The following is a 14,988-nucleotide window of genomic DNA, read 5'->3' on the forward strand; positions in this document are numbered from 1 at the left end:
AGGCAGCGAATTCGCTGCCTTATTATTTACTCACACGGCTTCAGTTAAGCTTAACTGTCCATGTATTTGATTAAACAGAAACCTTAGAAAGGCCCTAGCTCAATCATTTGAGCAATCACAACGGAAACCAAAGCGCCTACCGACCAGAACAAGAACAGTGGTAAGAAGAAACGAACCCACTTGGTGTAAGGCACTTTTGCAATCGCCAGTACCGCCAGTAAACCACCATTGGTTGGGTAAATATAGTTAGAGATACCATCACCCAATTGAGAAGCCAGTGCCGCCACTTGACGAGTCACTTCACCAATATCTGCCAACGGAATAATGATTGGCATGGTGATCACCGCTTGGCCACTGCCAGACGGAATGAACAGGTTGATCGCAGCCTGCGAGAAGTAGATCCCTGCGGCTGCCACAAGTTTAGAGCTACCAGAAATGATTTGTGCAAGATAGAAGATAATTGAATCAACAATCTTCGCGTCTTCCATAATGGTTAGCACTGAACGAGCAAAGAAGATGATCAGTACCGCGACCAATACGTCGCTAACACCTTTGGTCCAATACTCACAGATCTTGTTCGGAGATAAACCCGCCACCAAACCCGGAATAATAGCCATCGCCACGAATGCACCCGCAATCTCGGTGAAGCCGAACCCCATCGTCAACGTGCCGAAGATCATGTATGCGAATACGCCCAAGAACGCGATGCCCGCAAGCTTTTCACGTGTGGTCAGCGTTTTCGCTTCAACGTTAGATTCGTAGTGGTATCCCGTACCGTGCAACAAGCCTTTGGTCGGGTCTTGCTTAACTTTGCGCGCGTAGTTAAGCACATACCACGCACCCGTTAGCAACATGAACATGCCAACAATAAAGCGATACCACATGCCTGAATACATAGGCAGTTCAGCGATAGTGTGTGCGATACCCGTAAAGAATGGGTTAGCCAAAGCGGCGGCGAAACCGGCACAACTTGCCAGTAAAACAACACCAAGTGCCGTAATCGCGTCATAACCAAGCTTGATACAGATTGGGATCATCAAAGAGATGAAAATGACATCAAGTTCACGCATACCGGTGAAGGTAACGTTGAAGAAGATCGCCGTCATGATCACAGGTGCAATCACGTACAAGCCCTGCTTCTTTAGCTTAGTGGTTAGCGCAACAACGGATGCGTCTAACAGACCCATGTGTTTGATAATGCCAAAAGCACCACCCACAAATACCACAACGCCCATCACGCCAGAAGCGGATTTGAAGCCTTTAAAAAATGATTCGAAAAAAGAGGCTAATGTTGTTGGGTTGCTGGTCAATTGTGTGTAGCTGTCTGGGTCGATAACAGTGCGGCCATTCATGACCACTCGCTCGAATTCCCCAGCAGGGATGAAGTAAGTTGCGATTGCAGCAACGATCACCATGATAACCAAAGAGAGAAACGGGTGGTTTACTTCTTTCTCTGTCGGCGCTGCGTTACCAGCTTGAGATGTAGGTACGGATGTAGATACCGTAGTCGTCATATAGACTCCTTATTTGTCAGCAACTAAGGATCACTTAGCCGCCGAGAGGGATTTTTGGAAAAACGAAACCCTTCACGCTGAACTAAGTTCGCGCTAATTTAGGCTGTTTCAAAAAGGCCTTTGATAGATGGTGCTCTCAAATGTACATAGTGAAGTAGTGAGTACTACTTTCTTTGCGTCCGAGCAAAATGCAGATGTTCAGCCAAGTCAGGCCAAACTGAATGAGGTCATTACAAGCAGGTAAACAGAAAAGTCTGTTTTGGTAATGCGTTTTTTATCAATTACAAAGACAAGCGGCGCATACTAGCACAACGAGTCATGAATTGTCAGAAAAGTGTGAGTTTCGTCATATTTTGGTGGGCAACAAAAAAGCGCTCACTACTAAGCTAGGCGCTTTTCTGCAATAGAACAGAGTTACTTAGGTGCTAGTTCGTAGTTTTCTTGCATCTCATGAGGGGCAATCCCGTACTCATAATCCGCTAAGTAACCATCCTTATAGACCTTCATTCCCTTGTCATCCCAGCTCACTTTGATCATCGCTGTGTTGCCATCTTCACTGCCTAACAGCTCAAGCATTTCTGCATCAATCTTAATCGCTTTGATAGTTTTAATACGCTTAAACGGCTTAAATTCAGTGGTCGAGGTTGGCAAAGATCCGTAGCTGCTAATCCACGTATCTTTGGGTACTAGCCATTGGTTAAACACGTCATCAACAATCGCTTTCGGCATGCTTGCGATAACAACAGAATCTGTCATTACATTGTTTGTCTCTATGCTGTAACCGCCCTTTCCATCCGAAACATAAGTAGGAAAATCAATGCCAATTTCAGACTTGGCTGGTAAACGACCTAAGGTGACAGACTTCTTAACGTACAGTTCTGCCGTTTCAAATTGCTGCATGATCTCAGGGATCTTCTGAAATTCAACTGGGGCAGTTGAAACATTAAAAGCGAAAGAAAAGGAAGCTGCAATTGCAGCGAATTTAACAGGCATTTTCATGATAACGGATCCAAATAGAAGATGGTTGTTAGAGTATCCCGTACTAACAAACACCTCAATAAACTGCAGCGTCTTATATCGGTAATTGTGATACTGAGTGATGAAATCATAAATAGTTACTTTGCCATTTTCTCCTCATCTCAGCCCGTCTAGTTTCGCTGCTCTTCAGTTTCAACCTAAAAAATCTCAGTCATTTTTACCGTACTGTCAGCCTTATGTCAGTGGCGCAAAATGGTAAGTCCTGCCTTTGAACAAACCTAAAATGAGACCTCGATCATCATTTTGAGGTTCTCATGAAGGCTATTTACATCATTGCTGCCGTGTTGTTGCTGAGCAGTTCCTTAGCAAACGCAAATGTGCACAAGTGGAAAAATACCGAATTTCAGACCTACTCCGACAAAACACAGGTCAGGTTTTTATTGGTAAACCGTTACACCAAACAAGCGGATTACTACCTGCGAATTGATGACAAAGAGTTTCCAAACAAGATCCAATTGGATGCAAACCAAGAGATAGAGCTGGATATCAATGTTAAGACGCCAGCTGCTCAAACAACCAAGAAGAAGATTTGTACGCGCATGGTGACGGATTCCCCGAACAGCTACGAAGTATGCACCAATCTTAAATTTAAGCGCTATTAAGCCAATTCAAATGGTACTAACGATGCAAAAAACCATAACAACGCTGCGCAGAGCTTTATTGACTGTCGTTGCACTGGCTATCGCCTCACTGAGCAGCACTGCTCTCACGCTGCCCGTTTCTGCAAACCCGATACCGAGCGTATCTAACCCATCCGGTACCGACCGAGTTCGAACTTCTAAAGGGGCTTCATGTGAGCAAGCGATTTCCACAGGTAAAACCGTTCAGTTCGGAACCTACGGATCAACCGGCAATGAAGATAGCGACAGCTATTACAACAATTATTACTACCAAAATCAGGATGAGGCAGGCGTATACGCGGCTGTGACATTCCAATTTGGTGGTGAGGATCGAGTTGACTGTCGTCGACTCTACGAGTTCGAGCTCCGTGAGCGAGAACGTTTAGAAGAGCTAGCTCAAGCGGAACATGAGCTCAAGCTATTACAAATCGAAGCAGAGAAATATCGTCTGCTGAAGATGAAACAAAGCAATACCACTTTTTCGGAGTAAAAATGCTTAATAGAAAACCACTACTTGGCCTAGCTGCCATGTCTGTATTTTCCACTGGTTCGGCGTTTGCCATACCACCTGACCATCAAGATGACAAAACAGGTGATGTTGTATTCTCAGCATCTGTCGAGTCTCAATGTGGCATAGAAGCAACAGAAGACCAAGCCGACTTAGCTTTTGGCGAAAATTACAATGAATCTCATGCAACTGTAAAGTTAGTCAGCAACAGAAACGGAATCAAAGTTCGAGTAGAAGAGATCAAAATCGAATCGTTTGACGGACAAATTCAAAAGAGCGATGTGTTTTTCCAGTCAACGGGTACAACAGAGCTAGACCAATCGGCAGTTAGCTGGGAATCGGGTGTAGACATCACTCGAGATCAAATACGTGAAGATAACAATATGAATCTTTTCGCTCGTGTTGCGGTTGATGAAAGCAATCTCGATGCTAGTGATGATTACGAAGTAAAAACAAAATGGAAGATTGAGTGTAACTAACCCATCATCTCTCCCACGGTAAGCCCTTTAATCACGAGGGCTTACTGACCCAGAGGCACTATGAAAACTCTAGTTTTATTCTTGGCGATATTGTTTATCGCGCCCTATGCCGTGAGCACCGGGTTTGATAGGAAAGAAGTCGAACATTTCAATCAAATGTGCGTCGATGGCTCAGACAACCACCAGCGCCGAATCTTTGATGCGTTGTCGAATTCTGAATACATCGATTGGTCGAGCATCGAGTTAATCGACACCGAAAGTCGCATTAACTACACCGAGACTACCGTCGAAATTAAGCAAACCGACCGGGTCACCTGCGATCTTATTGTCGAATACAAATATCATCATGCCGATATTGTACTGAGCTCAAGCTATCAGGTATCTCTCAAAGATAAGCAAACCATCAGTAATGTGGCTGTTACTGAACAAGCGGTCACGGACTTTATTGTCCGCGTTATGGTGAACTAACATGCTACGATTGATTGTCGCGTTCACTTTAATCAGCTTATCCAGCTGTACATTGGCATCCAATAATCACTCTACATTAAGCTTTAAAAAGCATGTGAGAGAACGCTGCGGTTTAGAAGTGATCAATAACCAAGGTGAGATGAGTTTTGGTCGAGAATACGATGGCAGAGCCATCACGCTCAAGCTGGAGTCCAATCGCAAAGATTCTCGATTGTTGCTCAAACTGCAACATATTGACCTAGGCTCAATTGATGAGTCTCGCATTGCAGAACTTGTGCGATTCAAAGTCGAAACACCGGTTCGCTATGAAGGCGACATTAATTATTGGCGTCAGGGCGTCGAATTTCCTGTCGATCAACTTGCATCCAATAAAGAAGTCGATATTCGAGCACGCATTTCCATACCCGAGTCTCAACTCACGGCAGGAGAGTTTCACTTCAATATGGAGTGGGCAGTTGAGTGTCTATAAATTAGTAACTTAAGCTGAGTTTTTAATCAAAGAAGAAAAAAGTGAGCGAGCTGGAAAGAAAATCAATGGAGTGACAAGTTCGGAATTATAAAACCGATAAAGAGAGATTCACTGGGAATTCGCTGGAGGTTAGCGCAAATTATCAAGGATGGAGTTTTTTTGAACATGTATCTAAAACACGAAACATAATATGCGATCAGTTCATCGGACTTTCAAGGGAGTAACAAGAGAATATTTGATAACACTGAAGTCAATCACACATGTGCTAATTCTCAGTTGGTTAATCTATCCGATGTTTGCTACGTTTAAATGACACAGTCATTGGAAAGGTATGATTTATGAAAATAAACGTTCAAACACATCACGTATCAATTAACGACGACTCACGTAAAGACATCGAAGGTAAGTTCGAAAAGATATCAAACCATTTTCCATCACTGATTAGCTGCGACATCATCATTACAAAAGAACACGGTCAACATCAGGTTGAAGTATTCACCAACTACGAAGGTGTACGAGTAACAGCAAAATCGACAGACGATGTTATGTACCCAGCTATCGCTTCAGCACTCAAGAAACTTGAAGCAGGCCTAAGTAACCGTAAGGGACAATTGAAAGCCGACCTACACGAGAAACCAACAAGCACGAAGCCAGAGATTGCTTCGGACATCATCCAAGAGATGAAATTGGTCTAACTCGATAAGTAGTTAAAGCGAAATAACGAATAGACACTTATTAAGAATTTCAAAGCCAGCACATGTTGCTGGCTTTTTCGATCTTACAGCAAAGCAAACCTTCCTTCTTTACCGTTTCTCGCATTCAGCTCAAACCCACATCATTTTTAACGCCCTTAAGTTCTTAGCTGCTATAACAATCACTTGTGGTATTTGATACAGTTATAAACAGAAATTTAGACCACAACGGAATGTTTATTATGAAGAAAATCGCGTTGATACTTTTCCTAGCCACTCAACTAATGGCTTGTACAGAAGTGGGCAGTGAAGCTTGGTGTGAAGATATGAAAGAAAAGCCTAAAGGCGACTGGACGGCTAATGAAGCGGGCGATTTTGCTAAACACTGTATTTTCTAGGCGGGTTGTCCGTTTGATACGGAAGACACCGCATAAAAAAACGACCGCTAGGTAGACCGAAGTACCTAGGGTCGTTTGAGCTTCAAAATGCTAGATAAGCTCTTAACTTTCACACAACATACTTTCTATATGAGTTTGTTACGGATATGGATCACTACAGCTTCTGCGATAATAACCACAGCAAAAATACTCACCAATACCATCGATACTTTTTGCCACTCAAAAAGGTTTTGCGCATCGTTTAGCACCACGCCAATACCACCAGCCCCCACCAACCCCAGTACAGCAGATTCACGCACATTGATATCCCAACGGAACAATACAATTGAATAGAATGCTGGCATCACTTGTGGCCAATACCCTTTAAGCAAGATGCTCATCCAAGAAGCGCCAGTTGCGCGCAGAGCTTCGATAGGCCCCATGTTCACTTCAGCAATCGCTTCCGCTAACAGCTTCCCTACAAAGCCGATACTACGAATGGCAATTGCCATAATGCCTGCGAGAACACCGGGGCCAAATAGTGCGATAAACAACAGTGCCCAAACCAATGAGTTCACAGAACGTGAAGACACCAGAAAGAATTGAGCAACCCAGTTCAACGCTTTATTCGGGGTAATGTTTGGCGCATTCAGTAACGCCAACGGAATTGCAAATACCAAGGTAAATAAGGTACCTAACGTTGCGATATGCAGCGTCTCAATCATCGCAGCGTGAATCGATTCAGGATAGAAACCGTAGTCCATTGGCACCATACGCTCAAACATATCTGCGAACTGTGCTGGAGCGTCGTATAAGAACTCAGGAATCACTTCCACCGTCTGCCAAGACCACACGATGGCGCACACAAGGCTAAGGTAAACAGCAAATCGAGCTACACGTTCGTTGGGTGTAAAACGCTGCCACTCTCTATCAATAGATGCAGTTGTCATTAGAAGATTCTCCTAACAATGTTGGAAAGGAATTCGCCGACAAGAATCAGTGCGATAATGGTGATCAAAATAGCCGCGACGAAGTCGTAGTCAAAACGTTGGAATGCCGAGAACAATGTACCGCCAAGGCCACCTGCCCCTACTATGCCAACCATGGTTGAGTTACGTAGATTCGAATCTAACTGGTAGCTAGCAAAGCCAATAAAACGCGTGAATACCTGAGGCATCACCGCATACAGAATCACGCTAATGAAACTCGCGCCAGTTGCTTTAATCGCTTCAACCGGTTTAAAAGAGATCTCTTCGATAGCTTCAGCGAACAGCTTGGCGATGAAGCCAATGGATGCGAATACTAAGGTCAAGATCCCAGCCAGAGCACCAAAGCCCACCGCTTTCACAAACAAGATAGCGATGATCACTGGGTGAAAAGAACGACACAATGCAATAAATCCACGAATGGGCGTTGATACGATTGAAGGCATCATATTTCTCGCGGCTAGCAAGCCTAGAAACAGTGAAATAACGATGCCAAAGAAACTTGAGATAATCGCAATCTGTAAGCTTTCCGCTAACCCACTAAGCAGTAAGCTGGTTCGCGAAAAATCAGGCGGAAACATTCGAGATAGTAACCGCTCACTTTCACCAAAACCGATGATCAAACGATCAAAGGTAAGCCCTAGCGTCGAGAAGCTGTAAAACAGATAAGCCACTATACCGGTGATAATCGCACGGTTTGTCCATGACACCTTGAAAGGGTTTTCGTGCTTCGCTGGCGACTGGTTTGACGGTACGCTTGGCGATGAGCTTGGGGTTAGTCCAGCCATGATTCACCCCCATAGATAATTTTTAGATCTTCTTCAGAAATACCTTCAGGACTGCCGTCGTAATGCACCTTGCCGTTACACATCCCGATGATACGTTTAGCGTAACGCTTGGCTAGGTTCACATCGTGGATGTTCACCAAAACAGGGATGTTTTTCTGTTCTGCAAATGTCTCCATTAACTCCATGATCTCAACTGCGGTTTTCGGATCGAGTGATGAGGTAGGTTCGTCAGCCAGAAGAATATAAGGGTCTTGCATCACTGCTCGAGCAATACCAACTCGCTGCCTTTGTCCACCCGACAAGCTGTCGGCACGTTGGTTAGCAAAGTCTTGTAAACCAACAAACTCAAGTAGCTCAAACGCTTTGGCGAGGTCTTGCGCAGAGTAGTTACGACGCCATGCATTCCAAGCAGTCATGTAACCCAAACGGCCACTCAACACGTTCTCGATAACCGTTAAACGTTCGACAAGGTTATATTCTTGGAACACCATGCCGATATGTCGACGCTGTTTGCGTAGCGCTTGACCTTTAAGTTGAGTCAGGTCTGCGCCATCAAAAATGATTTCACCTTGGCTTGGATCGTTAAGGCGGTTGATACAGCGTAGAAGTGTGCTTTTACCTGTACCGGATGGGCCGATAATCGCGATGATGCCAGGCTCATCGATATCTATATTAATGCCTTTAAGGATTGGCTTGCCTGCGACGTACTCGTGGAAAAGGTTGTTTATCTTTATTCCTTCATAGCTTGCTACGGCCATACTGCATTTCCTTGTGCGAATTTTAGAATGAACTATGCCCTACCCGCGAGGGCATAAATTCTTAGTTAAGGTAAGTATTTAAAGAACTAAGTCTTTCTAAAACTTAGCCTTCCAACTGAGTCAAGAACTAGCCGTTGTTTGCTTGTTTTGCTAGCTCAGCTGCTTTTTTCTTTGCGCGTTTAGCCGCATCTTTTTCAGCGAGCTTCTTAAGACCAGCTTTGGTGTAAGCCGTACCTGTCGCGTGTGCGATATCACGAATCACGTCCCACTCTTCTTTGTAGCTGATTGGTGAGAAGCGGTCTGCACCTTTAAATGATGCACTCATCTCTGGAGTAAAGCGGTAGCTAAAGAAAGCTTCGTTGATCTTCTCAACAAGCTCTGGTTTTAGGTTGTACGCGTAACCAAAAGCAGACGTTGGGAAGCGTGGGCTACGGTAGATGATCTTCAGTTCAGAATCGTCGACACGACCTGCAGCGACCATACGATCGTAAACATCTGATGCCACCGGTGCTGCATCATAGTCTCCATTGAAAACACCAAGAATTGACTGGTCATGCTTACCTGAGTAAAGCACTTTATAATCCTCATCTGGCACTAGGCCTTTCGCTGGGAATAACGCACGTGGAGCTAGGTTGCCAGAGTTGGAAGATGCAGAAGTGTGTGCAACCTTTTTGCCTTTCAGATCAGTCATTGTATTAATGCCGCTGTCTTTACGCACAATGGTGATCAGGTTGTAGCCTTGGAAACCAGACTCATCGCCTTTTACTGCAATTGGAACGTAACCCGCTAGGTTAACCGCGTAGCCTGTTGGACCGGTAGAGAAACCTGCAACGTGCAGTCGACCAGAACGCATCGCTTCTACTTGCGCAGAGTTCGAGTGAACTGTGTAGTAAATCACTCGCTTACCCGTAATTTTACTTAGGTGAGCTTGGAAATCCGCAAACGCATCTTTATATAGCGCTGGGTCTTCTACTGGCGTGTAGGTAAACACAAGCGTGCTTGGGTCGTTCCACTCATCTGGATTCTTTGGTGAATCGGCGACCAAATCTTGGTTTTCATCACAGTATCGATCGTCTAACACACCACGACTAGAGCAGTCGCTTGCCATAGCCATTGAAGGAAGTAGTAATGAGCTAGCGATTAACATTCCTTTAACACTGATTTTCATATTCAAACCTTACTTTTACTTATTGTTGAAAGTCACCTTCGCTATTGCAGCCTTTGTGCCATGTTTTTATTTATTTAATTTCAATAACTTACAACAAATCCCAAACTAACTAATATCTTTTGAGTCATTCGTGTCCAACTCAAAACCAATCATTTGGGTCATTTCTGTCCCGTCGATTTCAGTGGTAAAAAAAGAGCCCGAAGGCTCTTTGGTTCACTGCTTTTTCTTTTGTTATTCTTTAGTAAGCGCTCTCTATACAAACGCTATAATTAGCAGGTGTAACACTGCACTCAGAAGAACCTAAGCGTCGCTGTCCATGCAGTTTGCGTAATAAGTTACCGTTGCAGGCCAATCGCTGAATACGCCCATCACACCAACATCTTGTGCCAGCACATCAAGCATTTTCATCATATCGCCATCATTGTTGATACCATCTTTCACACTCTTGTAATACCAACCACCGCCTTGCGCTAGCGGGCCAGAACGTTCCAGTGTCCAAGCGATAATGTCGAGGTCTGCATCCTTAGCAAGCATGGCGTAGTTAGACGCAACCAGTTCGTTGTTTTCGTCTAAATCAACCAGAGCAAACAGAGGTGGTGCGATGATATTCACACCCGCATCGTGCAGTTCTTTCATGTTCTCAACAGACGCGACAAAGTCCGCTTGTTCGTAAACACGGTCATCAAGATAAACCGCTTGTTTGCCGAACTTCGGCGTTTCATTGATCCAGTACTTCACATCATCCAAGTTGAATGACTGCAGGTAAGTATCAGAAGGCTTGAAACCCGCTTCTTTCAGTTCATCCACCAACTTCTGCGCATACATCTCTTGGCTAAATCCATTGAAAGGCATGTCGACTGCTGCCGATTTCAATTCAGGAGTGACCTTCACGCCGTGCTCTTTAAACAGTGCTGCACTTTCTGCGTGTGTCATCAGTGTGCCACTTTGGCTGTAAAGATCGGTTCTCCAACCTGGAGTCCCGTTCATGTACTCTTCAACCGTGGTGGCTTTTGGGTTCGCCCCATCCATTTTACCTTTGAGCGTCTTAAACTCAGCCAGCGTGAAATCAGAAGTACGGCACTCAACTTGAGCATCTTCGCCTGTCGCTGGATTAGCTGGTGTAAACGGGGTTGAGCACTTCTTAGCAAGATCTGGGTGCGCTAATACATCAGTAGTGGTGTGCAGATCACTTTGCGAATGGCGACATACCAACGCCTTATCTTTGGTAAAGGTCACATCACATTCGACGACACCAGCGCCCATTTGAATCGCCGCCAAATAGGATTCCCTAGTATGCTCAGGAAACTGCATAGCCGCTCCGCGATGCCCAATAGAAAAATCGCTACGATGAAAAGGTCCTTCGCTGCAACTCAACAGCTTGGTTTTCAAAGGGCTCTCATCCATATTGTTAACTAAAAAGAGGGGGCGAGGTCCTAAGTTTGCTGGTTCTGCAGCGGCCCATGCCGTTATTGAACTCATACCGAGTATCAGAGCAATCGAACCTTTCAGTATTTGCTTCATGTTTGTATCTCCTTGCAACAAGCAATTATTTTTCTAATGTCCTTTGTTCGATCATTCAGTGTTGGATAGCTGTCATATATAGTTAGCTGTCATATGTTTTTTGACTCAACACCGAATAACCTCATGTGGGCTGACGCCACAATATAGGGATTGCACGCTTTGTGCCAAATGTTAAAACTCTTTTATTACAATCACTTGAAACAGTTAATCATTCGACTAAATGATAAATGGGTCATTGTTGTCTTGTGTTTTTACTATGCGAATTAATGAACCAGCTAGACCTTGAAACTCTCTTTATCCAATTGGTGTTTCTTCATTTTTCGATAAAGGGTTTTACGCGGTAAATTCAGCTTACTTGATACCTCATTAATATTACCAGCGCATTCTATTAGCGCTTCCGTCAGAACATTTCGTTCGTACTGCTCCATCTGCTTTTCAAAAGCGAAATCTTCTCCGGACGCTTCACAAATTGGCGATTGAAGATCAAAGCCATCACCGACGATACCCAACACAAATCGATCAGCGACATTACGCAGTTCACGCACATTGCCCGGCCATTCATGTCGGCATAGCTGCTGAATTTGTTCCGGGTAAATCGTCGAAGGACGTGTCTTGTATTTATGACTCGCTTGAATCACAAAATGGCGAAACAGCACCTGAATGTCTTCTTTTCTTTGACGCAATGCAGGAAGGTTTAAGCTCGCAATGTTAAGGCGATAGAAGAGATCGGCTCTGAATTCTCCAGACTCACTCAAGCTCGCGAGATCAGCTTTACTAGCGGCTACCACGACGATGTCGACAGGTATCAACTCGTTACCACCAACACGCTCAATCATTCGCTCTTGAATCACGCGCAGCAATTTGATTTGTACCGCAATCGGCATGCTCTCAATTTCATCGAGAAACAGAGTGCCGCCATTGGCTTGTTCTATTTTGCCAATACGCTTCTTGTTCGCGCTAGTAAACGAACCCGCTTCATGGCCAAACAACTCACTCTCAATAATGCTTTCTGTCATGCCGCCACAGTTAATTGCGACAAATGGTTTAGTCTTACGACGACTGAATTGATGCAGAGCGCGAGCTATCACCTCTTTACCCGTTCCCGTTTCTCCATTGATAATGGTATCGACGCCAGTATGTGCTAAAGCGAGTACTTGCTTACGTATCGTATCCATCGCTTTTGATTGGCCAATAACCACAGACTCTATCGGTAGCTCCTCTTGCTCATCGCCATCCGAGGTTGAAGGGCAATTGTGCTGACATTGGGTAATCGCCAAATCAAGCTTCTCCACCAGCTCACTCGAATTAAGCGGTTTTTCCAGAAAGTCGAAAGCACCAAGCTTTATCGCTTCGATCGCCATTGGGATATCGCCATGACCACTCATCAATAAAACGGGCACATTCGGGGCACGGTGTTGGATTGAGCTCAACAACGTCAAACCGTCCACTTTCGGCATGCGCACGTCACACAACACAACCGACTGACTGTTGGCTTTAAGCGACTTTAGGCCAAGGTTGGGATCAGTGAAGGTGGTGACACTAAACCCTTCTAGCTCTAACATTTCGCTCACGGCTTCGACGACATCTATTTCATCGTCGATAAGAACTATGTGTTTTTCTGAAATCATGAGCCTGTGCCTTTTGGTAGAGTGACGATAAAGGTGGTGCCTTGGTGTTCAACCGATTCCACGTGAATCGAGCCGCCAAAGTCTTTTATTATGTTGTATGCGATAGACAGGCCGAGCCCTAGTCCTTTGCCTGTTGTTTTGCGGGTATAAAATGGGTCAAACAAATACGGGATATCTTCTTCGGGTATACCTAGTCCATTGTCCTTGACCGAAATCTGAATGGTGTTCAGGTGCTCTTGCGCTGAAATGCTGAGCTGAGGCTGCTCTCTATGTTCAACGGCATCCAGAGCATTACTGATAAGGTTCACCAGCACTTGTTCCAAGCGTATGCTGTTGGCTCGAACCATTTGATCACTTTGTGGCGAATAATGAATCAACACCCGACTCTGCCTGGTTTCAAACAGGTCAATCGCATCACCAATCACCTTCTCCAGTTCTACGTTATCAATCTTGCCATCGCTCTTACGTGAGAAGGCTTTTAAGTGACGGGTGATTGCCGCCACCTTATCTAGCAGGACTTCTATCTTTTTAAGATTCTCTTGTGCTCTGTCTGGTCTATTTTTACCTAGCCAAAGCTGAGCGCTTCGAACGTGACTATTCACAGCCGTCAGAGGTTGATTGATCTCGTGGGTGATCCCGACACTTAGTTGTCCCAATGCCGCCAATTTACCCGCTTGGATCAGCTCATCTTGGGTCACTCGCAATTTGGCTTCGGCTAAGGTGCGCTCTTCAACCTCAGCCTCCAGCTTGCGATTGGTTTGCTTAACGATTTTGGCCGTGGTTTGGAACACCTTCAGGTACTTAGCCATTTGCGTCACTTCGTCTTTGCCACGAATGGATACTTCGGTATCTAAATGGCCGGTAGAAATCGCGAACATATTGTCTTTAAGCTGTAAAAGCCTTTCTAAAATACTCTTACGCACGTAGAACCATGAAATAGCAGCGGCAGCCAATACGCTAAATAAAGAGAGAAAAAAAGAGAGGCGCTGATTCGATTGCAAAGATTGCTGCGCCTGCTGAATCGACAGATCAATATTACTGTTCACTTGGCTGGTGTTACGTTCGATCTGCACGGTTAATTGATTCAAATGCTCGCGGCTGTTTTCTAGGAAGTATTGCTCTTGATAGAGATGATCGAGCGCTTTGTTTTTCATCCCATACAAACTGCTATCGCTTGAGGCGAGGTTATAAATCACGGTGAGTTGATGATCTAATTGAGGAAAGTCACTTCTTAAATCACCACTGACCCAGAGCTTCCACCACTCTTCTCCTACCTGCTCGAGTCGGTAACTGGTGTAATCCAGTTCATTAAAACTGGAATCGTTATACAGCTTTTCGACCAAGCCTAATTGGTAATAAAGCAGAGACTTGAGCTGTGTGTACTGGATTTGATCTTTGGCAGACTCAGGTAGGCTATCAAGTGAGTCACTGGCTTGCTGCAATAGAGGATAAAATCCTTCGAGCAAATTACGAAGCTCTTGGTTGAGCTGTTCTGACTCAATTTCACTTTGATACAACAAGCTAAGGCTGTTGTTAACTTGGGCGATAAGATCTTTAAAATAGGAGTGATAATCCGGAAACTGAACCATAACACTATTCATCACGGAAATAGCGTCTTCGATTTTTAGCATCGCCTGTTTGCGCTCTAAATTCGATTCAGCGTCACCGAGCTGAGAAGAGGTTGTGATAATCACTCGCACCATATCATTGAGGTGTGCGGCATTATCTAGGGCGGGAATTTCACTCTCCTTTAACTCAACAAGGCGTTGGTTTAGATCGTCAAAAGTAAAACTGGAAACAACCGAGAGGAAGATAGTGGTCATCGATAGCATGGCTAACGCAAGTACCAAGCGCAGCTCAATACCTTTCCAACCAAACCACTTACGACGTGGAATTTTGATCGAGAACGGGCGCTCGAAACTATCCTTATGTTCTACAACCTCGGAGACATGACTACTCACTCGCCCCACCTTC

Annotated in this window: 16 protein-coding genes; 7 read left to right on the top strand and 9 right to left on the bottom strand. The window is 44.7% G+C overall.

Going from position 1 to position 14,988, the window contains the following annotated elements:
- Window positions 1-83: 83 nt before the first annotated feature.
- Window positions 84-1,514: a YfcC family protein gene (locus AB6E85_RS00130; RefSeq protein ID WP_372080399.1), complete on the bottom strand. Its 1,431-nt coding sequence runs from the start codon at window positions 1,512-1,514 to the stop codon at window positions 84-86.
- A 414-nt stretch (window positions 1,515-1,928) separates the two neighbouring features.
- Entirely contained in the window at window positions 1,929-2,513 is a 585-nt protein-coding gene (locus AB6E85_RS00135; protein ID WP_372140928.1) for a hypothetical protein, read from the bottom strand.
- 293 nt (window positions 2,514-2,806) lie between these two features.
- Between AB6E85_RS00135 and AB6E85_RS00140 the strand changes: the two genes are divergently transcribed.
- The 7 genes from AB6E85_RS00140 (at window position 2,807) to AB6E85_RS00170 (ending at window position 6,186) form a co-directional block, all read left to right on the top strand.
- Window positions 2,807-3,154: a hypothetical protein gene (locus tag AB6E85_RS00140; protein WP_372140930.1), complete on the top strand. Its 348-nt coding sequence runs from the start codon at window positions 2,807-2,809 to the stop codon at window positions 3,152-3,154.
- Window positions 3,155-3,176: 22 nt separating this feature from the next.
- Window positions 3,177-3,662, top strand: coding sequence for a hypothetical protein (locus AB6E85_RS00145; RefSeq protein WP_081228941.1), 486 nt, complete (start codon window positions 3,177-3,179; stop codon window positions 3,660-3,662).
- Window positions 3,663-3,664: 2 nt separating this feature from the next.
- Window positions 3,665-4,159, top strand: a complete 495-nt coding sequence (locus tag AB6E85_RS00150) for a hypothetical protein (RefSeq protein WP_372140932.1) — start codon at window positions 3,665-3,667, stop codon at window positions 4,157-4,159.
- Window positions 4,160-4,219: 60 nt separating this feature from the next.
- The gene (locus AB6E85_RS00155; protein WP_372140934.1) at window positions 4,220-4,627 is read left to right on the top strand and encodes a hypothetical protein; all 408 of its coding nucleotides are present in this window, start codon (window positions 4,220-4,222) and stop codon (window positions 4,625-4,627) included.
- Window position 4,628: 1 nt separating this feature from the next.
- Entirely contained in the window at window positions 4,629-5,096 is a 468-nt protein-coding gene (locus tag AB6E85_RS00160) for a hypothetical protein (RefSeq protein ID WP_372140935.1), read from the top strand.
- Window positions 5,097-5,434: 338 nt separating this feature from the next.
- A complete protein-coding gene (gene hpf / locus AB6E85_RS00165) occupies window positions 5,435-5,791 on the top strand; it encodes a ribosome hibernation-promoting factor, HPF/YfiA family (protein WP_146490352.1) in 357 nt (118 codons plus the stop codon).
- A 239-nt stretch (window positions 5,792-6,030) separates the two neighbouring features.
- Entirely contained in the window at window positions 6,031-6,186 is a 156-nt protein-coding gene (locus AB6E85_RS00170; protein ID WP_372140936.1) for a DUF3012 domain-containing protein, read from the top strand.
- A gap of 125 nt (window positions 6,187-6,311) precedes the next feature.
- On the opposite strand, the gene phnE (AB6E85_RS00175) is transcribed toward AB6E85_RS00170, so the two are convergent.
- The 7 genes from phnE (AB6E85_RS00175) to AB6E85_RS00205 form a co-directional block, all read right to left on the bottom strand.
- On the bottom strand, window positions 6,312-7,115 hold the full coding sequence (gene phnE, locus AB6E85_RS00175) for a phosphonate ABC transporter, permease protein PhnE (protein ID WP_048663773.1): 804 nt from the start codon (window positions 7,113-7,115) through the stop codon (window positions 6,312-6,314).
- On the bottom strand, window positions 7,115-7,939 hold the full coding sequence (gene phnE, locus AB6E85_RS00180; protein ID WP_172378324.1) for a phosphonate ABC transporter, permease protein PhnE: 825 nt from the start codon (window positions 7,937-7,939) through the stop codon (window positions 7,115-7,117). Before phnE (AB6E85_RS00180) ends, phnE (AB6E85_RS00175) begins: the two co-directional genes overlap by 1 nt.
- A complete protein-coding gene (phnC, locus tag AB6E85_RS00185; RefSeq protein ID WP_004732991.1) occupies window positions 7,927-8,697 on the bottom strand; it encodes a phosphonate ABC transporter ATP-binding protein in 771 nt (256 codons plus the stop codon). Before phnC ends, phnE (AB6E85_RS00180) begins: the two co-directional genes overlap by 13 nt.
- Before the next feature lie 127 nt (window positions 8,698-8,824).
- Window positions 8,825-9,865, bottom strand: a complete 1,041-nt coding sequence (gene phnD / locus AB6E85_RS00190) for a phosphate/phosphite/phosphonate ABC transporter substrate-binding protein (RefSeq protein ID WP_372140937.1) — start codon at window positions 9,863-9,865, stop codon at window positions 8,825-8,827.
- Window positions 9,866-10,165: 300 nt separating this feature from the next.
- Window positions 10,166-11,386, bottom strand: a complete 1,221-nt coding sequence (locus AB6E85_RS00195; RefSeq protein WP_372140938.1) for a glycerophosphodiester phosphodiesterase family protein — start codon at window positions 11,384-11,386, stop codon at window positions 10,166-10,168.
- Between the two features lie 275 nt (window positions 11,387-11,661).
- Window positions 11,662-13,014 (bottom strand): sigma-54-dependent transcriptional regulator, encoded by a 1,353-nt coding sequence (locus tag AB6E85_RS00200; RefSeq protein ID WP_372140939.1) that lies wholly within the window; start codon window positions 13,012-13,014, stop codon window positions 11,662-11,664.
- Window positions 13,011-14,984: an ATP-binding protein gene (locus tag AB6E85_RS00205; protein ID WP_372140941.1), complete on the bottom strand. Its 1,974-nt coding sequence runs from the start codon at window positions 14,982-14,984 to the stop codon at window positions 13,011-13,013. The genes AB6E85_RS00200 and AB6E85_RS00205 overlap by 4 nt, the downstream gene beginning before the upstream one ends.
- Between the last annotated feature and the right edge of the window lie 4 nt (window positions 14,985-14,988).

This window comes from Vibrio sp. 10N.247.311.51 (genome assembly GCF_041467855.1).
In the GTDB taxonomy this organism is placed as follows: domain Bacteria; phylum Pseudomonadota; class Gammaproteobacteria; order Enterobacterales; family Vibrionaceae; genus Vibrio; species Vibrio coralliirubri.